This window comes from Pseudomonas sp. NPDC088444 (assembly GCF_044900175.1).
Taxonomy (GTDB): domain Bacteria; phylum Pseudomonadota; class Gammaproteobacteria; order Pseudomonadales; family Pseudomonadaceae; genus Aquipseudomonas.
The window spans coordinates 238,470-263,422 of sequence record NZ_JBJDNK010000009.1; the positions used below are offsets into that span (position 1 = coordinate 238,470).

Consider the following 24,953-nt stretch of genomic DNA (forward strand, 5'->3'; position numbering starts at 1 on the left):
TATCATCGCCGCCAGTCGCTTCGACAACACCCGTCAGACCGCTGAAAAAGCTGGATAAAGCGGCGATGTCACAGTAGTTTCGTCAGGTCTGAGGCGCACCTGACATACCAATTAAAACAGGGGACTTACATGAACATGTCTGCAATCCGCCGCACTTTTCTGCTGTCGGCCTTCAGCCTGGTGCTGGGCACCGGTCTGGTGAGCCACGCTGTCGCTGGCGAGCAACTGGAAACCATCAAAAAGAACGGCACGCTCAACGTCGGCCTGGAAGGCACTTACCCGCCGTTCAGCTTCGTCGGTGAAGACGGCAAGCTGACCGGTTTCGAGGTCGAATTCTCTGAAGCACTGGCCAAGGAACTGGGCGTCAAGGTCAAGCTGACCGCCACTCCATGGGCAGGCATTCTGGCTGCGCTGGAATCCAAACGTCTGGACGTGGTCATCAACCAGGTGACCATTTCCGACGAGCGCAAGAAAAAGTACGACTTCTCTGAGCCCTACACCGTTTCCGGTATTCAGGCCCTGGTGCAAACCAAGGATGCGGGCAAGTTCAAAACAGCCAATGACCTGACCGGCGCAAAAGTCGGCGTGGGTCTGGGCACCAACTACGAAGAATGGCTGAAGGCTAATGTGCCGGGCGCCATCGTCAAAACCTACGACGATGATCCGACCAAATATCAGGACCTGCGTGTAGGCCGCATCGACGCCATTCTGGTCGACCGCCTTGCCGCACTGGAACTGATCGCCAAAACCAAGGACAAGCTGGCGGTTTCCGGCGAACCGTTCTCCCGTCAGGAAGCCGGTATCGCGATCCGCAAAGGTGAGCCTGAACTGGTCGACGCGCTGAATAAGGCCATCGACAAGCTGCGCGCTGACGGCACCCTCGCCAAGCTGTCCGAGAAGTACTTCAAGGCTGACGTGACCAAATGATTCCAGAGAGCCTACAGCTCGCGCTGGACTCCGCGCCCTTTCTGCTCAAGGGCGCGTATTACACGGTGGGTCTGAGTCTCGGATCGATGTTCTTCGGGTTGGTGCTGGGCTTCGGCCTGGCACTGATGCGGCTGTCGAAAGTCTGGGTCATCAGCGCCATCGCCAGGGTCTACGTGTCATTCTTTCGCGGCACTCCCCTACTGGTTCAGCTCTTCATGATTTATTACGGACTGCCGGATCTGGGCATCGAACTGGATGCGATCACGGCAGCGCTCATCGGTCTGTCCCTGAACATGGCCGCCTACGCCTGTGAAATCCTGCGCGCCGCCATCGGTGCGGTGGATAAAGGCCAGTGGGAAGCGGCCGCCAGTATCGGCATGACCCGCGCCCAGACCATGCGTCGGGCGATCCTGCCGCAAGCCGCGCGCACGGCATTGCCACCGCTGGGCAACAGCTTCATTTCACTGGTCAAAGACACCGCCATGGCCGCCACCATTCAGGTGCCGGAAGTGTTCCGTCAGGCGCAGCTTATTTCGTCGCGCACGCTGGAAGTCTTCACCATGTACTTCACCGTCGCGGTGATCTACTGGGTGTTGTGCACGGTGCTCGCGCACTTCCAGAACCGGCTTGAAGCCCGGGCCAACCGCCATGATGTGGAGTCCTGAGGCATGATCACCGTTGAAAAACTGACCAAGGAATTCAAGGGCAATCAGGTCCTCAAGGGCATCGATCTGAGGGTCGAGCCGGGTGAAGTGGTCGCCATCATTGGTCCCAGCGGCTCAGGCAAAACCACTTTTCTGCGCTGTCTGAATTTTCTTGAAGAACCCACCAGCGGCACCATCGTAGTCGGCGACATCAAGATCGATGGCAGCCGCCCGTTGAGCCAGCAGACCGGTCTGATCCGCCAGTTGCGCCAACACGTCGGTTTCGTGTTCCAGAACTTCAACCTGTTCCCCCATCGCACGGCGCTGGAAAACGTCATCGAAGGCCCGACCATCGTCAAGAAGGTTCCTCGCGAACAAGCGCTGGAACTGGGCCGCAAGCTGCTCGCTAAAGTGGGTCTTGCAGGCAAGGAAGACGCCTACCCCCGTCGCCTGTCTGGCGGGCAGCAGCAGCGAGTCGCGATTGCCCGCGCGTTGGCCATGGAACCTGAAGTCATCCTGTTCGACGAACCGACCTCGGCCCTCGACCCTGAGTTGGTCGGTGAAGTGCTCAACGCGATTCGCGCGCTGGCCGAAGAAAACCGCACGATGGTCATCGTCACCCATGAAATGAAGTTCGCCCGGGACGTCGCCAACCGGGTGGTGTTCATCGACAAGGGCGTGATCGTCGAACAAGGCGAAGCCAAAGAACTGTTCGCGAACCCCAAGGAAGAACGTACAAGGCAATTTCTGGAGCGCAGTAGGAATTAGTCCTACAACACGTGCTTAAAAAACGGCGTCTCTTGGCGCCGTTTTCTTTTTTTCGAACATTTGGAAACGGTGCAACACCCCCGCTGTTCGGGAGTGACAGGGCGAACTTTCGACTTTTCCTATCAAATTTTTCAATACGAACCGTGGGCACCTCCAGGCGTTACACGCCAGATCCGAAACGTTTTGTTTGATGTTAAAAGCCGTTCCGCTTTCCGACCCTGCCGTACTCACGATCAGACTATATGTCTCGAGGAGTAGGCAAACTTCTTTTTTTCAACTACTAGAGCTGGTTAAACCGTAGGAAATGTCTGTTTCTTTAAATCATGAAGTTTTACACCTTCAACCCTGTTGACAGATATGCAGCAACACAATTAGCTGAATGAAGAAAATCGGACCTTTAAGACCATTTAAATCAAGTCCGAAATTGGAACTGTTTGTATGGTTTGCCAACAATGCGCATCGAGCGTGTACTAACGGCATAACGTTCCTGGGACGTTTACAGCAGCGAACACTGCTGCAGGACGAATTCAGACCTACTATTCAACGAGCGTACGAAGATGATCAAAACCCCTGTCAGCCAAACACCCCTCAAGCTTTTTGCGCCTTATTTACCTCAGTCGAACCGGCAGGGCATTGGCGCACTCGCGGCCACTCACCTGCTGGTAAACATTGATCCATATCCCGACATGGAAAGCGGCGACCTGATTGAACTTTTCTGGGGCGATTGTTATGTCGCGTCAACACTTTTATCAGATTCTGACATTGGTTATACAACCGTCCTACATGTTCCAGAGAGTTTCCTACAAACAGGCAAGGTTAAAACTTACTACCGGGTAACGAAAATCGGCAGTGAGCCGGTTAAATCTCCGGGGCGCAAAATGTGGGTCAAACTGGAAATACCAGGAGGGCATCTGGTTGGTATCGATGGCGAGGAAAATCAAGGGCTGGCGCCGGTCAAGTTTTCCGAGCACCTGCCAGAAACCGGCCTGACCTCTCGGCATCTCGACGAAGGTATCGAGCTGGTCATCGAGCGCTATCCACACATGGAGGCCTACGATGAAATCACCCTGCGCTGGGGCGACAGGCGTATGGACTTCCCCGCACTGACCGAACAGCAAGTAGGCAGCGCGATCAAGTTGCACGTACCGGGGGACTTGATCAGAGAGGCCGGCGATGATGAGCATCAAGAGGTGACGTATTGCATCATTGACCGCGTCGGCAACAATTCCCTGTGGGCGCCGCCCCGCTCAATTCGGGTCAACATTCCTGACGGGGCAAGCCTTGAAGGTTGAAGCCGTCTGCCAGTCAATACGCAGTCGCGGTACTGAAACTCCATGCCGCGACGCCCGACTGCGCTGCCCCCGTGACGAACTCCACAAAACCCACCGGCAAAAGAAAAATCCCACAAAACGGATCAACCCTCCCCTACATCTCGTTTCACGCCCTTCGAACGCTCGCTGCTAGCCTGCTGGGAAACTCTTCACGAGACGTTCGCCATGCGCTGCAAACATATCGTCAAGTACCTGGTTTTGCTGATGCTGTTTGGCTCCTGCCTGACCTGGGCAGGCCACTTGGGGGGCCATCAAAGCCTCTGCGCGCCTTCTATGCTTATTCCCAAATGTTAGTTTATTTAATCTTTATACGTGTTTAGGGTATATGCACCGGACCACCGGACCACCGTCAGTTTTCCTGCCGCCATCGCGGTATTGATTCGAGGTTCGAATGGTCACGCACAACTACCCCAGTGTCCACGCTCGCGAAGGTCGCCATCATGACTGAGCCGAGCAGCCTGGCCTTCCAGCACCCACTGGACGTAGCCCCCCCTTTGCATTCGGCCAACGTTCTGCGCAACGACGCCGAAGCCATCGCCGCCGCCCATGAGCTGGCCGCGCAGATTCGCCCTACCGCTGCCGTGCGTGATCGCGAACGTCAGCTGCCATGGGCCGAGATCGAGGCCTTCACCCGCAGCGGGCTGGGCAGTATCTCGATTCCCCGAGCCTTCGGTGGCGCCCAAGTGTCGTTCGAAACCGTCGCGAAAGTGTTCGCCATCGTTTCTGCGGCGGATCCGGCAGTCGGACAAATCCCACAGAATCAGTTCGGCATTCTCAATTCGTTGAACGGCGCCGCCAGTGAGGCGCAGAAGAAGATCCTGTTCGAGAGCGTGCTCAACGGTGCCCGTATCGGTAATGGCGGGCCGGAGCGAGGGACCAAAAACACGCTTGACGTAAAGACACGCCTGACCGCCGACGGTGATCATTTTCTACTCAACGGCCGCAAGTTCTATTCGACTGGCGCCCTGTTCGCCCACTGGGTCGCAGTCAAGGCAATCAATGACGACGGCAAGCAAGTGCTGGTGTTCGTGCCACGGGGTACGCCGGGCCTGCATATCATCGACGACTGGTCCGGTTTCGGGCAGCGCACCACCGCCAGTGGCAGCGTGTTGCTGGACAATGTGCGTGTCAGCGGAGATCTGGTCATTGAAAACTGGAAGCTGGCCCTGTCTCCCAACATTCAGGGCGCGGTCTCCCAACTGATTCAAGCAGCCATCGACGCGGGCATCGCCCAAGAAGCCATCGACGAAAGCATTCGTTTCGTGCGCGAACGTGCGCGACCATGGATTGAAGCAAATGTCGAACGGGCCAGTGACGACCTTTACGTGATCGCCGACATCGGCAAGTTGAAGCTGGAGCTGCATGCGGCGCAAGCCCTGCTCTACAAGGCCGGGCGTGTGCTCGATGAAATCGCTGCTGCGCCCATCGACGCGCAGTCCGCCGCCCGAGCCTCCATTGTCGTGGCCGAAGCCAAGGTGCTGACCACCGAAATTGCCCTGCAAGCCAGCGAGAAGCTGTTCGAGCTGTCCGGCAGCCGAGCCACGCTGGCCGAGTTCAACCTCGACCGCCACTGGCGCAATGCACGCGTCCATACCCTCCATGACCCGGTGCGCTGGAAAGTCCACGCCGTCGGCGCCTGGCACCTCAACGGCACCCTGCCTGCCCGTCATTCCTGGATCTGAACCAGACAACTGGAAGCACATGTATGAGCCTTCAACCTTTGCCGCGTGACTCGCAGGCGGCGACCCCGATCATCCAAAATGACGCTCAGGCGCTGGAAATTGCCCACGCCTTGGCGGCCACCTTCACGCAACACAGCGCCCAACGCGACCGGGAACGTCGCCTGCCTCATGACGAACTGGAGCAGTTTTCCCGCTCGGGCTTGTGGGGCATCAGCGTGCCGAAAGCCTTTGGCGGCGCGGGGGTGTCCAGCGTCACCCTGGCCGAAGTCATTCGCATCATCTCAGCGGCGGATGGCTCGCTGGGGCAGATTCCGCAAAACCATTTTTATGCGCTTGAAGTGCTGCGCGTGAACGGCAGCCCAGAACAGCAGAAACGTCTGTACGCAGATGTCCTGGCAGGCCAGCGTTTCGGTAACGCCTTGGCGGAGCTGGGCACCAAAACCGCCCATGACCGCACCACCCGTCTGAGCCGCGACGGCCAAGGCTGGCGCATCAACGGTCACAAGTTCTACTCGACCGGTGCGATTTACGCCCAGCGCATTCCGACCTCAGTGATTGATGACGACGGCATTCAGCAACTCGCATTCGTCCCCGCAGACGCACAAGGTCTGAGCGTCATCGACGACTGGAGCGGTTTCGGCCAGCGCACCACAGGCAGCGGCTCGGTGGTGTTCGATAACGTTTACGTCAGCGATGAAGACGTGGTGCCGTTCCAAACTGCTTTCGAGCGCCCCACCACCGTCGGCCCGCTGGCGCAGATCCTTCACGCCGCCATCGACACCGGCATCGCCCGCGCAGCCTTTGAAGACGCGTTGCATTTCGTGCGCACCCGCACTCGGCCATGGATCGACTCAGGCATCGAAAAAGCGGTCGATGATCCACTCACGCTGCACAGCTTCGGCAAGCTCGGCATCCGTCTGCACGCCGCCGAGGCCTTGCTGGAACGCGCCGGGGAATATTTGGATCGCGCACAAGCCGACAGCACCGCCGAGAATGTGGCCGAAGCGTCGATCGCCGTTGCCGAAGCCCGCGCCATCAGCACTGACATCTCCTTGGCTGCCGGTAGCACCCTGTTCGAACTGGCCGGCTCGCAATCGACGCTGGCCGAACACGGGCTGGATCGTCACTGGCGCAACGCGCGGGTCCACACGCTGCACGACCCGGTGCGCTGGAAGTACCACGCCATCGGCAACTTCTATTTGAACGAGGTGAATCCACCGCGCCGGGGGACGATCTGATGAGCAAGAAAAAGATCCTGCTCAATGCGTTCAACATGAACTGCATCGGCCACATCAATCATGGTTTCTGGACCCATCCGCGAGACACCTCGACCCAGTACAAGACCCTCGACTACTGGACGAATCTCGCACAACTGCTGGAGCGCGGGCTGTTCGACGGGCTGTTCATCGCAGACATCGTCGGTGTCTACGACGTGTACCAGAAATCCGTCGACGTCACGCTGAAGGAGTCGATCCAGCTACCGGTCAACGACCCGCTGCTGCTGGTGTCGGCCATGGCGGCGGTGACGAAGAACCTCGGTTTCGGCCTGACCGCCAACCTCACCTATGAAGCGCCGTATCTGTTCGCCCGACGCATGTCGACGCTGGATCACCTGACCCGGGGGCGCGTGGGCTGGAACATCGTTACCGGCTATCTGGACAGCGCGGCCAAGGCCATGGGCCTCAAGGAGCAGATCGAGCACGACCGTCGCTACGATCAGGCCGACGAGTATCTGGAGGTGTTGTACAAGCTCTGGGAAAGCAGTTGGGAAGATGACGCAGTGATCGAGGATCGCCAGGCGCGAGTCTATGCCCAGCCCGAGAAAGTGCACTACGTGCGCCATCAGGGCGAGTTCTATCAGGTCGAGGGTTATCACCTCTGCGAGCCGTCGCCGCAGCGCACGCCCGTGTTGTTTCAGGCGGGCAGTTCGGATCGCGGCTTGCAGTTCGCGGGTAACAACGCCGAATGCGTGTTCATCAGTGGCCAGAACAAACCGGCGACCCGCGAGCAGGTAGACAAGGTTCGCGCCAGCGCCGTGGCGGCCGGACGCAACCCGGATGACATCAAGGTTTTCATGGGGTTGAACGTGATTGTCGGTGCAACCGAAGCAGCAGCCCGAGCCAAGCATGCCGAATACCTGCAATACGCCAGCGCGGAAGCGGGGCTTGCGCATTTCGCGGCGTCCACCGGGATCGATTTTGCCGACTACGAACTGAACGAGCCGATCCAGCACGTCAAAGGCAACGCGATTCAATCAGCAACGAAGATCCTCAAGAACAACGACTGGACCCGGCAGAAGTTGCTGAATCAGCACGCACTGGGCGGGCGTTACATCACCGTCATTGGCTCGCCTGAACAGGTGGCTGACGAACTGGAATCCTGGATCGCCGAAACCGGCCTGGACGGCTTCAACCTGACCCGCATCGTCACGCCGGAAAGCTATGAGGACTTCATCGATCTGGTGATTCCCGAGCTGCAGCGGCGGGGGTCGTACAAGACCGCTTATGAGCACGGGACCTTGCGCGAGAAGCTGTTTGGCGAGGGCTCGGCGCGGTTGCCGGAGCGGCATGCGGGGGCGGGATACAGAACAGCAAGCACGCTCGGCAACGCGACACCGGTTTAACGACGAACGAAGGCCCAACTGTGGGAGCGAATTCATTCGCGAGAGGACGGTACAGCCGATGGAGATTTGTCGCCTGAGCACCCGCATAGCGAATGAATTCGCTCCCACAGAGATCTGCGACAGGCCGATATACCTCATACCGACATTGAAACGGAAAACAACACATGACAAAAACGCTGCTCACCCTGGCCCTCTCCCTTGGCCTGTTCACTGGCGCCATTCAAGCCGCCGACCAACCGCTGAAAGTCGGCACAACTGCCGCCTTCGCCATCCCGCTGGAAGCTGCTGTCGCTGAAGCCGACAAACAAGGCCTGAAAGTCGAGCTGGTGGAATTCACTGACTGGATCGCGCCCAACGTCAGCCTCAACGCAGGCGACATCGACGTGAACTACTTCCAGCACATTCCGTTTCTGGAAAACGCCAAGGCCGCATCGGGCTTCGATCTGATCCCCTACGCGCCGGGCATCATCAACAACGTCGGCCTGTATTCGAAGAAATACAAAAGCTTCGATGAACTGCCCACCGGCGCCACCGTGGCCATCGCCAACGACCCGATCAACAGCGGACGTGGTCTGCAATTGTTGGCCAAGGCCGGTCTGATCACCCTCAAACCCGGCGTTGGTTACAAAGCCACCGAAGACGACATCCTTACCAACCCGAAGAAGATCAAGCTGATTCAGGTCGAGGCCGTGCAACTGGTGCGCGCCTATGACGACGCGGATCTGGTACAGGGCTACCCCGCTTACATCCGTCTGGCGAAGACCTTCGATGCAGGCTCGGCGATTCTGTTCGACGGTCTGGATCACCCGGAATACGTCATCCAGTTCGTGATCAAGCCCGACCACAAGAACGACCCGCGTCTGGCCAAGTTCATCGACATCTATCAACACTCGCCTGTGGTGCGCGCCTCGCTGGATAAAGTGAACGGCTCGCTGTATCAGGTCGGCTGGAAGAACTGACCATGAACGCCACCGTGCAACGCTCCCTGCCACTGGAAGAGCCCGCTCCGCATTCCGCCGAACAGGTGCGTTTGCACCCCGAGAAGACCCAGGCTCACGTGCACTTCAGCCAGTTGGGCAAAGTCTATGAGGGCCAGCAGGGGTCGGTCGCAGCCCTGCAAGGTATCGATCTGGACATCCAGCGCGGCGAGATCTTCGGCATCATCGGCCGCAGTGGCGCGGGTAAATCGTCGCTGATCCGCACCATCAACCGTCTGGAACAGCCCAGCAGCGGGCGGGTGCTGATCGATCAGGTCGACATCGCCGCGTTCAACGAAGACAAGCTCGTGGAGTTGCGTCGGCGCATCGGCATGATCTTCCAGCACTTCAACCTGATGTCGGCGAAAACGGTGTGGAAGAACGTCGAGCTGCCGCTCAAGGTCGCGGGTGTGCCCAAGGAACAGCGTCAGCGCAAAGTCGCCGAGTTGCTGGAACTGGTGGGCCTCAAGGACAAGCACAACGCCTACCCGGCGCAACTGTCTGGCGGGCAGAAACAGCGCGTCGGCATCGCCCGGGCGTTGGTGCATGATCCGGAAATTCTGCTGTGTGATGAAGCGACGTCGGCCCTCGATCCCGAAACCACGCAATCGATTCTCGGCCTGCTGCGCGAGATCAATCAGCGGCTGGGACTGACCATCGTTCTGATCACTCACGAAATGGCCGTGATCCGAGAAATCTGCGACCGCGTCGTGGTGCTGGAACAAGGCCGGATCGTCGAACAAGGGCCGGTTTGGCAAGTGTTTGGTAACCCGCAGCATGAGGTGAGCAAAACCTTGTTGGCCCCGTTGCAACAAGCCTTGCCGGATGACGTGAAGGCCCGCTTGCAGCCACATCCATCGGGCACACATGCCAGCGTGGTGCTGGACCTGCAATTCACCGGCAGCCACGGCGAAGAACCTGATTTGTCGGCCCTGTTCAGCGCATTCGGCGGACGCGTCAGCCTGCTGCACGGCGGCGTTGAGCGCATTCAAGGCCGCGCGCTGGGGCATTTGCTGCTCGCCGTCAGCCACTCGCCACTCTCCACTGAAGAACTGCTCAACCGCGCCCGCAAACAGGCGCAATACGCGAAGGTACTGGGTTATGTGGCTTGATCGTTTGTGGCAAGGCGTCATCGACACCTTTCTGATGGTCGGCGTATCGTCGCTGCTCGCGCTGATTCTGGGGATTCCACTGGCGGTGATTCTGGTCACCAGCGGCAAGGGCGGAATCTTCGAAGCACCGAACGTCAACCGCGTACTCGGGGCGTTCGTGAACATTTTCCGTTCGGTGCCGTTTCTGATCCTGATGGTCGCGCTGATCCCCTTCACCCGGATGATCGTCGGCACCACCTATGGTGTGTGGGCGGCGGTCGTGCCGTTGACCATCGCGGCCACGCCGTTCTTTGCGCGTATCGCTGAAGTCAGCCTGCGGGAAGTCGACCACGGCCTGATCGAAGCCGCCCAAGCCATGGGCTGCCGCCGCTGGCACATCGTCTGGCACGTGCTGCTGCCGGAAGCGCTGCCGGGGATCGTCGGCGGTTTCACCATCACCCTGGTCACCATGATCAACTCCTCGGCCATGGCCGGCGCCATCGGCGCAGGCGGCTTGGGCGACATCGCGTATCGCTATGGTTATCAGCGTTTTGATACCCAAGTGATGCTGACCGTGATCGTGTTGCTGGTGGTGTTGGTGGCAGTGATTCAGTTGGGTGGGGATCGGTTGGCGTTGCGGTTGAACAAACGCTGACGCACTACGGATCTGTAGGAGCGCGCTTGGTCTGGGCCGCACTCGGACGATCTGTCGCGAAGCGGTAGTTAAACCAGACACCGCGTTACTTCAGATGCATCGCGTGCGCAGAGTTTACTGCCGCTTCGCGCCAGATCGCGGGACAAGCCACGCTCCTACGCCCTCCGGGCAGAAACCTTATGCACAACCCTCTTTGATACAGTCAGGATCTTTGGCGTCATCGGGCTGTGTGCATATGAAGCAAAAAATCGGATCTGATACGAGCCGGGAAGAATTGACCCGACAGATAATCGATCTTTTTGTGTCGATTATCGGATTCATCCCCAAGGAAGCGGTGTCCGCAAAAACGAATTTCATCAGCGAGTTCGAGATCATCGACGACGACCTCACCTGCTTCATGATGCAGGTGAAATGGCAGTACAAGCTCAATCCAGATCCGGATCGGTGGCACAGAATCGAGACTATTGAGCAACTGGTCGATGTCATCCTCAGCCAGCGGTGATTCAGTTGGATCGGGATCGGTTGGCATTGCGGTTGAACAAGCGCTGATCCGCTTTTGATTCTGGCCGTAGGAGCGTGGCTTATCCCGCGATCTGCTGCGTAGCGGCAGTAAAACCAGACATCTCGTTACGTCAGACACATCCCCTGCTCAGGGTTTACTGCCGCTTCGCGCCAGATCGCGGGCAAGCCACGCTCCTACGGCCTGCGGCCAGAAACAGTTTTGCACCACCCGCACCATGCGAGGCGATGTCGGGATTGCGGTGATGCCAAGCAGGGGTATGTTGGCCGCTTCCTCCGCCCAGAATCCGCCCCATGAAACTCAACCCGCAGGACCTCGCCCAGATCACCGCCACCACATTGGGCAACTACAACGACGTGGCCGAGAGCTTTCGTGAGGGCACGCGGGATCATGATGTTAGCCAGAACATCGACGCGCTGCTGCGCAATATCCAAGGCTCGGCGCCGTTTCAGATCCTCGATTTTGGCTGTGGGCCGGGGCGGGATTTGCGTACGTTTACGGCTCTGGGGCACGTCGCAACCGGGCTGGATGGCTCGGAGCGTTTCGCTGAGATGGCCCGTGCAGACAGCGGCTGCGACGTGCTGCATCAGAACTTTCTGGAACTGCATCTACCCGCCGAACGCTTCGACGGGATCTTTGCCAACGCATCGCTGTTTCACGTCCCTCGTCAGGAGTTGCCTCGTGTGCTGCGCGAACTGCGAGCCGCTTTGAAGCCCGGTGGCGTACTGTTCAGCTCCAACCCGCGTGGCAACAACCAGGAGGGCTGGAAGGGCGAGCGCTATGGCTCGTTTCATGATCTGGAATCGTGGAGCGCGTTGCTGGTCGAGGCGGGGTTTATTGAGGTGGAGCATTATTACCGGCCAGAAGGTTTGCCGCGTGAGCAGCAGCCTTGGCTGGCGAGTGTGTGGCGCAGGGTTTGATCGTGGCCGCTGAATGCTTTTGATTTTTGTGGGAGCCGGCTTGCTGGCGAAGGCGGCGTGTCAGTCGGCATTGCTGTGTCTGACCCACCGCTTTCGCCAGCAAGCCGGCTCCCATAGGTGTTAAGCGTGCTTGGCCTTTTCGCGCTGCTCCTGGGTCGGCTCCTTGATCTTGTACCAGGCCACATACAGCGCGGGCAGGAACAGAAGCGTCAGCAGGGTCGCGATGATGATGCCGCCGATCATCGCGTAAGCCATCGGCCCCCAGAACACTTCGCGGGCGATGGGGATCATGCCCAGACTCGCCGCCGCAGCGGTCAGCAAAATCGGCCGACGCCGATGTTCGGTCGCTTCAGCAACCGCATCCCACGGTAGATAACCTGCCTCTTCATACTCATGAATCTGCGTCACCAGAATCACCGAGTTGCGGATGATGATGCCGATCAACGCCAGAATCCCGAGAATCGCCACGAAGCCCATGGGTGTTCCGGTCGGCACCAGCGCCAACACCACGCCGATCAGCCCCAATGGCGCAACACTCGCCACGAGAAACATCTTCTGCACGCTGTGCAACTGGATCATCAGAAAGGTCGCCATGAGGAACAGCATCAGCGGCACCACCTTGGCAATCGGCCCCTGCGCCTTGCCGCTCTCCTCCACGGTCCCGCCCGTGGCGATCTTGTAGCCCACCGGCAAACCCGCCGCGAACTGGTCGATCTCAGGCTTGAGCTGCTTCACCAGATCGGTCGGCTGAATCTCATCCCTCACCGCAGCCTTCAGGGTAATGGTCGGCTTGCGATCACGCCGCCAGACCAGCGGCTGTTCCAGTTCATAACGCACATTGGCGAAGGCCAGCAGCGGAATCGAGGTGCCGCCTTGGGTGACGATTTGCAGGTTTTGCAGGGTTTCCGGCGTCCCCCGCTCGGCATCCACCGCGCGCCCCACCACGTTGATCAGGTAAATGTCGTCGCGCACCTGAGTGACGTTGGCACCCACGACGATGCTGTTCATCAACTGTGCAACGTCTTCGGAAGACAACCCCAATTGCCGCGCCTTGTCCTGATTGATGTCGATGCGCAGGACTTTGCCCGGCTCGTTCCAGTCGTAAATCATCTCGCCGATGTGCTGGTTTTTGTCGAGCAAGGTCGCCAGATCGATGGCGTGTTGACGCACCTTGTCGATGTTGTCGCCGCTGATCCGGTACTGGATCGGACGCCCCACCGGAGGCCCCATTTCCAGCGGCTGCACGTAGGTGCCGATACCGACGAAATCATCGCGCAGACGCTTCTTCAAGCGCTCCATCAGCGCGCCGCGTTCTTCCAGGCCTTTGCTGACGATCACCAACTGCGCGTAATACGGGTTTTCCAGTTGCTGGTCCAGCGGCAGGTAAAAGCGCACTGCGCCCTGACCGATGTACGTGCTCCAGCGCACGATGTCCGGGTCGTCCTTGATCGCCGCTTCCAGCCGGTCCACCGCTTTGCGCGTCTCGTTGATCGAGGCGTTCTGCGGCAAGTTGAGGTCGAGCAGGATTTCCGGCCGGTCCGACGACGGGAAGAACTGGTTCTGCACGAAGCGCATGCAGAACAGCGACACGGCGAACAACGCGATGGTGATGAAGATCGCCAGCCAGCGATTGCGCATGGCCCAGAGCATCGAGCCTGTGAACCCGCGCGCGATGCGCCCCGGCGGCTTCTCTTCATGCTTTTTGATGTTATCGCTGAGGATGTGCACGCCAATCACTGGCGCAAACAACACGGCCACCACCCACGACACCAGCATCGCCACCGCAATCACCGCAAACAGGGTGAAGGTGTATTCGCCTGCCGAACTGGCGTTGAGGCCGATGGGCACGAAACCCGCCACTGTCACCAACGTGCCGGTGAGCATAGGGAAAGCGGTCGAGGTGTAGGCGTAAGTCGCCGCCTGCTCCTTGCTGTCGCCCATTTCCAGCCGCGTGACCATCATTTCCACGGTGATCATCGCATCGTCCACCAGCAGACCCAGCGCAATGATCAAAGCCCCCAGCGAAATCCGTTGCATGGTGATGCCGCTGTATTCCATGAACACGAAGACCATCGCCAGCACCAGCGGAATCGAGCACGCCACTACCAGCCCGGCACGCATGCCGAGACTGATGAAGCTCACCACCAACACGATGATCACCGCCTCAAACAGTGCGCTGGTGAAGCCACCCACGGCCTTTTCCACCACCTGCGCCTGATCGGACACATTGTGCACACCCACGCCCATCGGCAGATCGGCAGTGGCTTGATCCATGCGCGCGTGCAGGTCCTTGCCGAACGCCTGGACGTTGCCGCCCTTCTGCATCGCAATCGCCAGGCCAATGGCAGGCTTGCCGTCGAATCGAAACAGCGGCTTGGGTGGATCGACGTAGCCCCGGCTGATTTCGGCAATGTCGCTCAGACGATAGAAGCGATCATTGAGCCGCAGGTTCACGGTTTCCAGATCCTTCTCCGACTCGAACTGCCCCGAGGTACGCACCGAAATCCGCTCAGGTCCCGCTTCGATCACCCCGGCAGGCGTCACTGCGTTCTGCGATTGCAGGCTTTGCACCACCTGGCGTTGATCAAGGCCCAGCGCCGCCAGTTTGCGCGTGGAGAAATTCAGGTAAATCACTTCATCCTGCTGACCGATCATCTCGACCTTGCCCAACCCCGGTACATCACGAATCTGCACCCGCACCTGCTCGACGTAATCGCGCAGTTGCCGGAACGTCAGGCCGTCGGCGGTGAAGGCGTAGATCGAGCCGTACACGTCGCCGAATTCATCGTTGAACGCAGGGCCTTGCAAGCCTTGGGGGAACGAGCCACGAATGTCGTCGATCTTCTTGCGCACCTGATACCAGATTTCCGGGATGTCCTTGGCGCTGGTGGTGTCGCGCAGATAGACGAATACCGTCGATTCGCCGGGCCGCGTGTAGCTCTTTACGTAGTCGAGGGAGTCCAGCTCTTCGAGCTTCTTCTCGATGCGGTCGGTGACCTGTTCCAGCGTTTCATCCACCGTCGCGCCCGGCCAACGCGTCTGGATAACCATGGTCTTGATGGTGAACGAGGGGTCTTCCTCGCGACCTAGGTTCATGTACGAAAACACGCCCATCAGCAGGGCGACGAACATCAGATACCAGACGAAGGACTGATGTTTGAGCGCCCAGTCGGAGAGGTTGAAATTCCCTTTCATCGTGGGCTGTCCTTATCGACTTTGACTTTCTGCCCCGGCTTGAGGCTGTTCACACCGGCGGTGACTACTCGCTCGCCGTTCTTGACCCCACCGGCGATGATGAAGGAATCGTTATCGCGGCTTACGACCGTGACCGGGTGCGGTGAAACGGTCTGGTTCTGCATGTCGATCACCCAGATCTGCGTCTTGCCATCGACTTCCTGCAAGACGTTGAGGGGCAATTCGATACGCGGCTGGATGGCTGAACTCAACGTGACGCTGATCGCCGTGCCCAAGCGGAAAGCCGCCGGGGTATCGGCCAAGGTCAGGCGAGCGCGCCGAGTGCGGGTCGAGCTTTCGGCCTGCGGCTCCAGCTCGCGCAGCGTCGCAGTGGTGCTGATGTCTGGCTCCAATTGGCTGGCAACTTTGAACACCACGTCTTGTGGCAATTGCTCGGCCAGTGGCGCGGGCAGATCAATGACCGCTTCTTTGATGTCGGGCCGCGCCAGCGTCACCACTTGCTCGCCTGCACTGACCACCTGCCCCGCTTCGGCTTTCCATTCGGTCACGACTGCGGCGTGATCGGTGCGCAATTCGCTGTAGCTCAACTGATCCTGAGCCTGCTGCACCGAAGCCTTGGCCTGATCGAACGACGACTTGGTGGTTTTCAGGTCAGTCACGGCCACATCCAGCGCCGCCTGAGCGCCCACGCCCCGGTCGAACAACTCCTGCTGGCGTCGCGCATTGGCTTGGGCGTTGATGTATTGCGCCTCGACGCGGGCCAGGTCGCCTTGGGAGGCGCGCAACTGGTTTTGCAGATCCGTGGGGTCAAGGGTTGCCAGCAACTGGCCTTTTTCCACCTCGCTGCCGACATCGACACTGCGAGAAGCGATGCGACCTGCGACCCGAAAGCCCAGCGTACTTTCGTAGCGGGCGGCGATGTTTCCAGCAAAGCGACCGAGGCTTTCTTCGGATTGAGGTTTGACCTCCATGAACAATACCGGGCGCACCGGCTCGGGCGGCGGCTCTTCCTTGCCGCAACCTGCCAACACACATGCGCTCAACAGCAGACTCGACAGGCGTTTCATTTGGCCGCTCCTGTCGAGGGTTTGTAGACGTCCGCCAGTTCCACTTGCATGTCCGGGTGCAGCAACTGGCTGCCCGCGACCACCACCTTTTCGCCGTTTTTCAGGCCGTCAACGATGATGACTTTCCCGGTCAGGTAACGCCCGACCGTAACAGGGCGCAGATTGGCCTTGTTCTGATCATCGACGATCCACACGGCAGGCTGGCCGAGGTGATCGCCCAAGCCTTTGGTCAGCGCCGACCATGGCAACTCGACACTCTGCTTGGCTGGCACGCTCAACGCGGCGCTGACCACCGACCCCAAGTCCATGCCGTTCGGCAGCGAGTTGAGGGCGATCTTCACCTGCAGCGTGCCGGTTTGCGCCGACACCGCGGGCGTTACTTCGCGCACCTTGCCGCTGGCTTTGATGGTCGGGTTATCCAGCAACGTGACTTCAACAGGCTGATCACCGGGTGGCTGGACGAACAGGGACTCATAAACGTTGAACACCGCATCGCGCTCGCCATCTCGGGCCTGGCCGAAGATCGGCATCGTTGCCTGCACCACCTGACCGACTTCGGCCTGCCGCGCAGTAATGATGCCCGGCGCATCGGCAATCAACGAGGTGTAACCCAGTTGCTCACGGGCGTTGGCCAATTGAGCCTGTGCGGCTTTCAAGGCGCTCTGGCTGCTGCGCAGTTGGGCCAGGGCGGAGTCATATTCACTTTTGCTGGTGTAGCCCTTGGGCAGCAGCTTTTCCTGACGCACAAAGGCCGCAGCCGTTTGTTTCACACGCGCCTGTTCGGCAGCTTCGGCGGCGATGGCCGAATCGACGTTGGTTTGCAGGTCTTTAGGGTCGAGCTTGGCGAGCACCTGTTTGGCGGTGATGCGGTCGCCCACATCGACCATGCGCTGAATGATCTTGCCGCCGACGCGGAACGACAGCTGGGTTTGCACACGGGCCTGAATGTCGCCGGTCAGTGCGACCGTGGCAGCAAATTCAGTGGTTTTGACTTCCTGTACCTGCACGCGCGGGCGCACGGGGTCGGCGGGCTTTTCCTTGCCGCAGCCCGACAGCACAGCCAGGCAAACGCCCAACGCCAACGCTTTCATGCCGAATCGGAGGAATGAGGGATGAACAGGCATGCAAGCTCCTTGTGCCAATGCCGTGCGCGTCGAACGCTATCGTGTCGTGATCATGCGACTGTGAGCGTAGATCAGGGTTCCTTACGACGCGAAAGGCAGGCAGGCGGGAGCTGTAATGCGATGGACGCGGAGCGTCCGGGGCAGCGTTCCCACGCAGAGCGTGGGAACGATCAGGTGAAGAAGGTGAATCAGCTACCCGCGCCACCATGGGCTTCTTCGAAGAAGAAGTCCTTCCAGCTGTCGGCCTTGTTCTTCAGCACACCGATTTCATGCAGTTTCTCGGCATAGATGTATGTGCGTTGCGGCACGACGGTGAAGTCGATTTCCGGGTCGTTGACGATCTTCTCCACCAGCGGCAACGGCAGTTTGGACTTCTCAACGTCGATGTAGGTCTTCGCCGCTGCGTTCTTGTCGGCCTTGATGATCTGCTCGGCCTCGGCCAGCGCGTCGTAGAAGGCTTTGTAGGTTTTCGGGTTTTCGTCGTGGAATTTCTGGGTGGTGTAGAGGACGTTGAACGTGGCCTGGCCGCCCAGCACGTCGTACGAACTCAGCACTTTATGCACGTTCGGGTTTTCCAGTTCCTGGTACTGGAATGGCGGGCTGGAGAAGTGCGCGCTGATTTCCGAGCCGCCCGCGATCAACGCCGAGGTGGCGTCCGGGTGCGGCAGGCTGACGGAGATGTTGTCGAATTTCTTGTAGTTGTCGTTACCAAACAGCTTGGCGGTCTCGATCTGCAAGGTACGCGACTGGAAGCCCACACCTGCGGCCGGAACCGCAATGCGGTCCTTGTCGGTGAAGTCTTTGATGGTCTTCACTTCAGGCTTGTTGCTGAGCAGGTAATTCGGCATCGAACCCAGCGAAGCGATGGCTTTGACGTTCTGCTTGCCCTTGGTGCGGTCCCAGATGGTCAGCATCGGCGGCACGCCTGCCGACACCACGTCCAGCGCGCCTGCCAGCAGGGCTTCGTTCATCGCGGTAGCGCCGGAAATGCTGTTCCAGTCGACCTTGATGTCGATGCCCTGCTCTTTGCCGTGCTTCTCGATCAGCTTCTGCTGCTGCACGACATCGAGGATCAGATAGCCGATGCCGAACTGCTGGGCGATGCTGATCTTGCCCTCGGCCTGTGCGCCGCTGCTCAACAGTGCGCCGACCAGACCCAGCGTAGTGGCCAGCACGGTCAGTGCCGGACGTTTGAATGAAGTCCCCATAAAACCCTCACAAGAAAGCGAAAATGTTGGCGTGTATTTGGATCAGCGCTGCATGCCCCAGCGCTTGACGGTCAGGCGCTCGACATTGCTGAACAGCAGGTTTTCCACCAGCAAACCGATGATGATCACCGCCGCCAGGCCCGCGAAGACCTTGTCGGTGTACAGCTCGTTGCGGTTCTGGAAGATGTACCAACCCAGGCCGCCTTTGCCGGACGACGCACCGAACACCAGCTCGGCAGCGATCAGCGTGCGCCAGGCAAACGCCCAGCCGATTTTCAGGCCCGCCAGAATCGACGGCAGCGCGGCGGGAATCAGGATGTACCAGACAAACCGAATACCCTTGAGGCCGTAGTTGCGACCAGCCATGCGCTGGGTTTCGGACACCCCGAGAAAACCCGCATAGGTATTCAGCGCCAGCGCCCACAGCACCGAGTGCACGAGCACGAAAATCAGGCTGTTCTCGCCCAGACCAAACCACAGCAGCGACAGCGGCAGCAGCGCGATGGCAGGCAGCGGGTTGAGCATCGAGGTGAGCGTGGCCAGCAGGTCGCGCCCCAGTTGCGTGGACACGGCGAGGGTGGTCAAACCGAACGCCAGCACGATGCCGATCAGGTAGCCCTTGACCAATACGGTCAGGGAAATCCAGACCTTGGCCAGCAGCTCGCCAGTCACGACGCCGTCGACGAAAGCCTTGGCGGTGTCGATGAAACTCGGCAACAACAGATCGTTACCTTGAATGCGCGCTGCAATTTCCCAGATCACCGCCAGGGCGATCAGGATCACGCTTTTGCGCACCCAGCTTTGTTGCCAGATACGTTGGACGAGAGGAATGTCGCGGGCCAGGTCTTCCTGCGTGAAAGGCTCCAGCGCGATCTCGTATTCCTCGCGAATGGGGGGTGAAAGGCTCATGGTGTTGTCTCTCTGAGTCAGCGCACGTCCCTTGTGGGAGCCGGCTTGCTGGCGAATGCGGTGTGTCAGGCAACCTGTGCGTCACTGATCAACCAATTTCGCCAGCAAGCCGGCACCCACAAGGAAAAATGAAAACGTGAAGGGCTAATAGGCGATCCGAATATCCTGAAACCGCAAATCCTGCTCGACCGCAGGCGCATCGCCCTCATCGAACAGCAAGCGGTGGATGCGCTGGGCAGAGGCCTGGAAATCCACGCCGCCGAGGCTCTTCAGGTCGTACTGGTGGCTGTTGATCTCGGCACGCACGCGCCCCGGATGCGGCGACAACAGCAAAATCCGGTTGCCCACCACCAACGCCTCTTCGATGGAGTGGGTGACGAACAACAGCGTGAAACGCACCTCCTCCCACAGCTCCAGCAGCTCTTCCTGCATCTTGCGGCGGGTCAGGGCGTCGAGGGCCGCGAACGGCTCGTCCATCAGCAGGATTTTCGGCTGCATCGCCAACGCACGGGCAATCGCCACGCGCGCTTTCATGCCGCCGGACAAGGTGTGCGGGTAGGCCTCGGCAAACGCGCTCAGGCCGACCTTTTCCAGATAGTGCCGCGCCCGCTCTTCGGCTTCGCGACGCTTGAGGGTGCGCGAGGCGAGCAACGGGAACATGACGTTCTCGATCACCGTCTTCCAGGGCGGTAGTTGATCGAACTCCTGAAACACTACGATTCGGTCCGGCCCCGGTTCCTTGACCTGCTGGCCTGCCAGACGGATCTGCCCTTCACTGGGCGTGATGAAACCGGCCACCGCCTTGAGCAGCGTCGACTTGCCGCAACCCGAAGGGCCGAGCAGGACGAAACGATCTGCAGGGTCGACTTCAAAACTGACTTGATGAGTGGCCCGCACCACACGTTGCGGGGTGCGGTATTCAAGGCTTACGCCCTGGACTTGCAACAGCGCTTCAGCGGTAGGCTGATTGGCCTGTTGCGCGGTCAAGCGGTCGCTAGCCGTGTGGCTTTGCAGAACAGCGTTCATGGAGCAGGTCCCCGATATGAATCAGAACGGCGCATCGCCCTGGATGGTGGTGCGATGCAGGCGACGACGCAGATGGTCAGGCGTGCCGCCCGCCAGGTGAATAAGGGAACGGTTGTCCCAGAACACCATGTCGTTCTCCTGCCATTTGTGGCGGTAAACGTTCTCCGGACGCACGCTGTGGGCGTAAATCTCTTCGAGAATCGCGCGGCTTTCGTCTTCAGGCAGGCCGACGATGTGGGTCGTGAAGCCTTCGCTGACGAACAGGGCCTTGCGACCGTTTTCAGGGTGAGTGCGCACCACCGGGTGGCTGACCACTGCGACCTGAGCCAACTGCTCGGCACTGAGGGTCGGACGCCAGTTCTCGGCGTTACGGCCATCGCGATAACGGGAGGTATAGCTGTGCACGGCGTTGCGGCCTTCGACGGCTTTGCGCAGGTGCTCTGGCAAGGTGTCCCACGCTTGGTGCATGTCGGCGAACAGGGTGTCACCGCCTTCACTTGGCAACTCCTGGGCGTAAAGCATCGAACCCAGGCTTGGCAGTTCTTTGTACGACAGGTCCGAGTGCCAGTATTTACCTGCATCACCCAGACCAACCGGCTGGCCGTTCTCGACGATGTTGGAGACGATCAGGATTTCCGGGTGGTTGGCGAGCAGAAACTGTTTGAGGACATGGATTTGCAAAATCCCGAAGCGGCGACTGAAGTCGATCTGCTGTTGCGGGGTAATGTGCTGGTCACGAAACACCACGACATGGTGATCCAGATGCGCGCGATGTACGCGTGCGAAGTCTGCGTCATTGAGCGGTTGGGACAGGTCCAGCCCGACGATTTCCGCGCCCACCTTTTCGGCGAATGGACGCACATCGAACTGCTGATCCGGCGCTTGCGCCGACAAGGAAGCGGGGGAGACTGCTGGCATGAGAACTCCGACTCAAAAAGGCTAACGGCTGAGCCAGAACTTTATAGATATAAGAATCGAAATTTAAATACCGTTAGAGCATATGCATAGCATCGAAAGCACTAGCCCCGGCGCAATGCCACTATCGGTAACCGGATGGATACCAAATTCTTATCTTGGGACGCGAACCCAAAGCGCAAGATAGGTGTCTATCTCCCATCTTGCAGCCAGGCAGGGCTGTGAACGAACCGATGTCAGGGATAAGAACAAGAGGAACGATCATGCCAGTACGCGGAAACGATGCCGATCATTCGCAAGACAAAGCGCACGAAGACAACGTGAAGCTGCTCATCGCCCTGCGCCGCGCATTGGGCACCCATGCAAAAACGCCGACGCAGGTACGAGCCGTCGGCGTGAAAAGCGTGGGGCAGTGATTTCGGGGCCAGCCTCTACCCCTGCGGGAGCGAATTCAGTCGCGATAGCGTCGGCACACGCGACATGTTTGTCGCCTGACATTCCGCATCGCGAATAAATTAGCTCCCACAGGTCACAGGTCGACCCTCAATCCGAAATCAACCCATTCCCCTCAATCAGAACGCTGGCAATACCGCGCCGTCGTACTTCTTGTTGATGAAGTCTTTCACTTCCTGGCTGGTCAGCGCCTTCGACAACTTGTTGATCGCGTCGGTGTGGGCGTTGTCGCTACGAGTCACCAGGTAGTTAACGTACGGCGAGTCGGAACCTTCCAGAATCAGCGCGTCCTTCTTCGGATTCAGCTTGGCTTCCAGTGCGTAGTTGGTGTTGATCAGGTCCAGGTCAACCTGGTCCAGCGCGCGTGGCAGCAGGGCCGATTCCAGCTCGCGGAATTTCAGTTTTTTCGGGTTGGTGGCGATGTCTTTCGGGGTCGCCAGCGCGTTGGTCGGGTCTTTCAGGGTGATCAGGCCGTTCTTCTGCAACAGCAACAGGGCACGACCGGCGTTGCTGCCTTCGTTCGGAATGGCAACGGTGGCGCCTTCAGGCAGTTGGTCGATGGACTTCCACTTCTTCGAGTAGCCACCGAACGGTTCGACGTGCACGCCAACGCCAGTCACCAGCGTCGCGCCTTTACCTTTGTTGAAACCGTCCAGGTAAGGCTTGGTCTGGAAATAGTTGGCGTCCAGACGTTTCTCGTTCAGTTGCACGTTTGGCTGCACGTAGTCAGTAAACACCTTGATTTCCAGGTCCACGCCTTCTTTGGCCAACTCAGGTTTGATCAGCTCCAGAATTTCGGCGTGGGGCACGGCAGTCGCGCCGACCACCAGTTTTTCCGCAGCTTGCGCCGCGTTGATGCCGAAGGAGAGGGCAGCCGCCAGTGCGGTGAACAGCAACGTCTTTTTCATGCGATGTCCTTAGAATCCGGTCGCCTTGTGGGCAACTCTGTGGAGATATTGCCGCGGATACGACCCCGTAGGGTGGCGGCTGAAGCGGACATTACCGAGATTTTTTATTCCGAGACAATACTTTTTAAGCGGATAGTTATGCCTTTTTGTTCTCTTCGAGCAGATGGCTACTATCGGACCGCGATGGAAGGCTCTATATCGCGCTCCTTTGACCTCGGCCTCTTGTGCGAGCCGCCCGCACCCAGCCGACTCCCACAAAAGGTGGGATCAGCGGGCAGGCAGATTCAAATGCTCCGGCAAAATCTCCGCCCCACTGCTCACCAGCAACGCGAAGTGAATGACATTCTCCAGCTCCCGCGTATTCCCCGGCCAATAGTGCGCTTCCAGCAACTGTTGCGCGGCTTCGCTGATCAAAGGCATCTCAAAATCCAGCCGCTGGCTGTAGATCCCCAGAAAATACTCGGCCAACGGCAGAATGTTGCCGGGTTGCTCCCGCAATGACGGCAGATCCAGTCGCCCCTCGCTCAGGTAACGGTAAAGCCGCTCGTGAAATTTCCCGGCCTTGACCGCAAGGCTCAGATCAATGCTCGTCGCCGCCACCAGCCGTACGTCCACCGGGCTGGGCTGTGAGGCGCCCACGCGGGTGACTTCGTGATTTTCCAGCGCTGCCAGCAGCTTGATTTGAATCGACAACGGCAGATCGGCGATTTCGTCCAGATACAGCGTCCCGCCGGTGGCCGAACCGAACCACCCTGCCCGGCTACTCGCTGATCCGCTATAAGCCCCGGCCGCATAGCCAAACAACTCGGCATCCGCGTAAGTCGGGCTGATTGCACCGCAGTTCACCGAGACGAACAGTCCCGAGCGATCACTGCCCCGATGAATATGTCGCGCCAGCAGTTCTTTACCGGTGCCTGGCTCGCCACGAATCAAAACCGGCAGATCGAGCGGGGCCAGTTGCTCCATTTCTTCACGCAAGCGGCGCGAGCGCGGGTCGAAAAACACCAACGCTTTGGCGCGGATGCTCAGGGGGCTTTTTTCGGCGTCGGGAAACGTAAGAAGGGGTTGTTGCGGTACGTCTGATTGACTCATGGCAGGCTCCCGCCCAAGCCATCAGTGCCTGAGCGTTAAAAAAAAGGCCGCAGCGCCTGTCGGTCAACTGCGGCGAAATAAACCAGACACGGCGCGCAGTGAGGCTTCATGCGCGGCGGCGAGTGAGTTGTTCGATACGGCCTTGCAGGCGATACAGGTAAGCGAATCCCTGTTCCCAGCGCTGGTGGCCGGACTTCACGTTGATATGCCCTGCGCCGCTGAGAATGCCGATCTCGGCGCCCCAGTTGCGGGCCATCTCCATCGCCCGCAAGGCGCTGACGGCAGAATCGTTATCGGAACTGACCACCTGCGTCGGAAAAGGCAACAGGTGCTCGGGAATCGGCGCAAAGTTACGAATCGCAGGCGGGCAGTTAGGGCGTTCGACGTCAGCCGGCGCGACCAGCAACGCGCCACGCACCTGACGCAAGGTGTCCAGCGGGGCCAACTGTGCCCAGTGGGCGATGGTCACGCAGCCCAGACTGTGGGCGATCAGAATCACCGGGGAATCGTCCGAAGCGATCACGCGTTGCAGCTCGCCAACCCAGTCTTCACGACGGGGTTTGAGCCAGTCGGCCTGCTCCACACGTACGCTGTTGGGCAAGCTGTTTTGCCAGTGCGTTTGCCAATGGTCATCGGCAGATCCTTGCCAGCCTGGGACGATCACGTAGCGGATCGATTCGTTATGCATGGCCTTCGCCTCCTGCATTTTCTGCGTTCATGGCGGCGAGTATAGGGACGAGACATATATTCGAAAAAGAATAAGAAGATATTTATTAATACCCAAAAATCATATGTCGCAACCATGGGCATCAGCGCGGCAAAAAAAGAGGGCCACCCCCTGCCTTAAGGAGCGGCCCTGATAAATCACGCTGTCTGCCCCCAGCTCGCCGGGGATGAGTGAAGAATACGGGTGAGTTG

General features: G+C 59.2%; 22 protein-coding genes and 1 pseudogene. 13 read left to right on the plus strand and 10 right to left on the minus strand.

All coding sequences use genetic code 11. The annotated features are described in order from the left end of the window. Window positions 1-129: 129 nt before the first annotated feature. From tcyJ to ACI2KB_RS19240, 12 genes are all read left to right on the plus strand, one after another. On the plus strand, window positions 130-927 hold the full coding sequence (tcyJ, locus tag ACI2KB_RS19185) for a cystine ABC transporter substrate-binding protein (protein WP_404636825.1): 798 nt from the start codon (window positions 130-132) through the stop codon (window positions 925-927). Beyond that, window positions 924-1,592: a cystine ABC transporter permease gene (gene tcyL, locus ACI2KB_RS19190; protein WP_404636827.1), complete on the plus strand. Its 669-nt coding sequence runs from the start codon at window positions 924-926 to the stop codon at window positions 1,590-1,592. Before tcyJ ends, tcyL begins: the two co-directional genes overlap by 4 nt. A gap of 3 nt (window positions 1,593-1,595) precedes the next feature. Continuing rightward, window positions 1,596-2,339, plus strand: coding sequence for an L-cystine ABC transporter ATP-binding protein TcyN (tcyN, locus tag ACI2KB_RS19195; RefSeq protein WP_404636829.1), 744 nt, complete (start codon window positions 1,596-1,598; stop codon window positions 2,337-2,339). A gap of 557 nt (window positions 2,340-2,896) precedes the next feature. Next, window positions 2,897-3,631 carry a hypothetical protein gene (locus tag ACI2KB_RS19200; RefSeq protein WP_404636831.1) on the plus strand — a complete coding sequence of 245 codons (735 nt, stop codon included), beginning with the start codon at window positions 2,897-2,899 and terminating at the stop codon, window positions 3,629-3,631. Window positions 3,632-4,110: 479 nt separating this feature from the next. Next, window positions 4,111-5,352: an SfnB family sulfur acquisition oxidoreductase gene (locus ACI2KB_RS19205; protein WP_404636833.1), complete on the plus strand. Its 1,242-nt coding sequence runs from the start codon at window positions 4,111-4,113 to the stop codon at window positions 5,350-5,352. 23 nt (window positions 5,353-5,375) lie between these two features. Next, entirely contained in the window at window positions 5,376-6,590 is a 1,215-nt protein-coding gene (locus ACI2KB_RS19210; RefSeq protein WP_404636835.1) for an SfnB family sulfur acquisition oxidoreductase, read from the plus strand. Beyond that, a complete protein-coding gene (locus ACI2KB_RS19215) occupies window positions 6,590-7,975 on the plus strand; it encodes an LLM class flavin-dependent oxidoreductase (protein WP_404636837.1) in 1,386 nt (461 codons plus the stop codon). Before ACI2KB_RS19210 ends, ACI2KB_RS19215 begins: the two co-directional genes overlap by 1 nt. A 164-nt stretch (window positions 7,976-8,139) precedes the next feature. Continuing rightward, a complete protein-coding gene (locus ACI2KB_RS19220; protein ID WP_404636839.1) occupies window positions 8,140-8,934 on the plus strand; it encodes a MetQ/NlpA family ABC transporter substrate-binding protein in 795 nt (264 codons plus the stop codon). 2 nt (window positions 8,935-8,936) lie between these two features. Next, window positions 8,937-10,064, plus strand: a complete 1,128-nt coding sequence (locus ACI2KB_RS19225; protein WP_404636841.1) for a methionine ABC transporter ATP-binding protein — start codon at window positions 8,937-8,939, stop codon at window positions 10,062-10,064. Continuing rightward, window positions 10,054-10,698 (plus strand): methionine ABC transporter permease, encoded by a 645-nt coding sequence (locus ACI2KB_RS19230; RefSeq protein WP_404636843.1) that lies wholly within the window; start codon window positions 10,054-10,056, stop codon window positions 10,696-10,698. Before ACI2KB_RS19225 ends, ACI2KB_RS19230 begins: the two co-directional genes overlap by 11 nt. 235 nt (window positions 10,699-10,933) lie before the next feature. Next, complete coding sequence (locus ACI2KB_RS19235; RefSeq protein ID WP_404636845.1) at window positions 10,934-11,200, plus strand: acyl carrier protein; 267 nt, start codon at window positions 10,934-10,936, stop codon at window positions 11,198-11,200. A gap of 311 nt (window positions 11,201-11,511) precedes the next feature. Then, a complete protein-coding gene (locus ACI2KB_RS19240) occupies window positions 11,512-12,138 on the plus strand; it encodes a class I SAM-dependent methyltransferase (RefSeq protein WP_404636847.1) in 627 nt (208 codons plus the stop codon). A gap of 120 nt (window positions 12,139-12,258) precedes the next feature. Here ACI2KB_RS19240 and ACI2KB_RS19245 read toward each other — a convergent pair whose 3' ends face one another. The 7 genes from ACI2KB_RS19245 to ACI2KB_RS19275 form a co-directional block, all read right to left on the minus strand. Then, window positions 12,259-15,333 (minus strand): efflux RND transporter permease subunit, encoded by a 3,075-nt coding sequence (locus tag ACI2KB_RS19245; protein ID WP_404636849.1) that lies wholly within the window; start codon window positions 15,331-15,333, stop codon window positions 12,259-12,261. Then, window positions 15,330-16,400: an efflux RND transporter periplasmic adaptor subunit gene (locus ACI2KB_RS19250; protein WP_404636851.1), complete on the minus strand. Its 1,071-nt coding sequence runs from the start codon at window positions 16,398-16,400 to the stop codon at window positions 15,330-15,332. The genes ACI2KB_RS19245 and ACI2KB_RS19250 overlap by 4 nt, the downstream gene beginning before the upstream one ends. Then, window positions 16,397-17,524, minus strand: coding sequence for an efflux RND transporter periplasmic adaptor subunit (locus tag ACI2KB_RS19255; protein WP_404636853.1), 1,128 nt, complete (start codon window positions 17,522-17,524; stop codon window positions 16,397-16,399). Before ACI2KB_RS19255 ends, ACI2KB_RS19250 begins: the two co-directional genes overlap by 4 nt. Before the next feature lie 188 nt (window positions 17,525-17,712). Continuing rightward, the gene (locus ACI2KB_RS19260) at window positions 17,713-18,732 is read right to left on the minus strand and encodes an ABC transporter substrate-binding protein (RefSeq protein ID WP_404636855.1); all 1,020 of its coding nucleotides are present in this window, start codon (window positions 18,730-18,732) and stop codon (window positions 17,713-17,715) included. Window positions 18,733-18,774: 42 nt separating this feature from the next. Beyond that, a complete protein-coding gene (locus ACI2KB_RS19265; protein WP_404636857.1) occupies window positions 18,775-19,641 on the minus strand; it encodes an ABC transporter permease in 867 nt (288 codons plus the stop codon). Window positions 19,642-19,785: 144 nt separating this feature from the next. Next, window positions 19,786-20,667 carry an ABC transporter ATP-binding protein gene (locus tag ACI2KB_RS19270; protein ID WP_404636859.1) on the minus strand — a complete coding sequence of 294 codons (882 nt, stop codon included), beginning with the start codon at window positions 20,665-20,667 and terminating at the stop codon, window positions 19,786-19,788. Window positions 20,668-20,688: 21 nt separating this feature from the next. Further along, window positions 20,689-21,585 (minus strand): TauD/TfdA dioxygenase family protein, encoded by an 897-nt coding sequence (locus tag ACI2KB_RS19275; RefSeq protein ID WP_404636861.1) that lies wholly within the window; start codon window positions 21,583-21,585, stop codon window positions 20,689-20,691. A gap of 260 nt (window positions 21,586-21,845) precedes the next feature. On the opposite strand from ACI2KB_RS19275, the gene ACI2KB_RS19280 reads away from it, so the two are divergent. Then, a complete protein-coding gene (locus ACI2KB_RS19280; protein ID WP_404636863.1) occupies window positions 21,846-21,998 on the plus strand; it encodes a hypothetical protein in 153 nt (50 codons plus the stop codon). A gap of 156 nt (window positions 21,999-22,154) precedes the next feature. On the opposite strand, the gene ACI2KB_RS19285 is transcribed toward ACI2KB_RS19280, so the two are convergent. The 3 genes and pseudogenes from ACI2KB_RS19285 to ACI2KB_RS19295 form a co-directional block, all read right to left on the minus strand. Beyond that, window positions 22,155-22,943 carry a MetQ/NlpA family ABC transporter substrate-binding protein gene (locus ACI2KB_RS19285; RefSeq protein ID WP_404636865.1) on the minus strand — a complete coding sequence of 263 codons (789 nt, stop codon included), beginning with the start codon at window positions 22,941-22,943 and terminating at the stop codon, window positions 22,155-22,157. Between the two features lie 276 nt (window positions 22,944-23,219). Next, a pseudogene (locus ACI2KB_RS19290) lies at window positions 23,220-24,035 on the minus strand (sigma 54-interacting transcriptional regulator); the annotation flags it as partial. 106 nt (window positions 24,036-24,141) lie between these two features. Continuing rightward, window positions 24,142-24,723 carry an alpha/beta hydrolase gene (locus tag ACI2KB_RS19295; protein WP_404636867.1) on the minus strand — a complete coding sequence of 194 codons (582 nt, stop codon included), beginning with the start codon at window positions 24,721-24,723 and terminating at the stop codon, window positions 24,142-24,144. Window positions 24,724-24,953 lie beyond the last annotated feature (230 nt).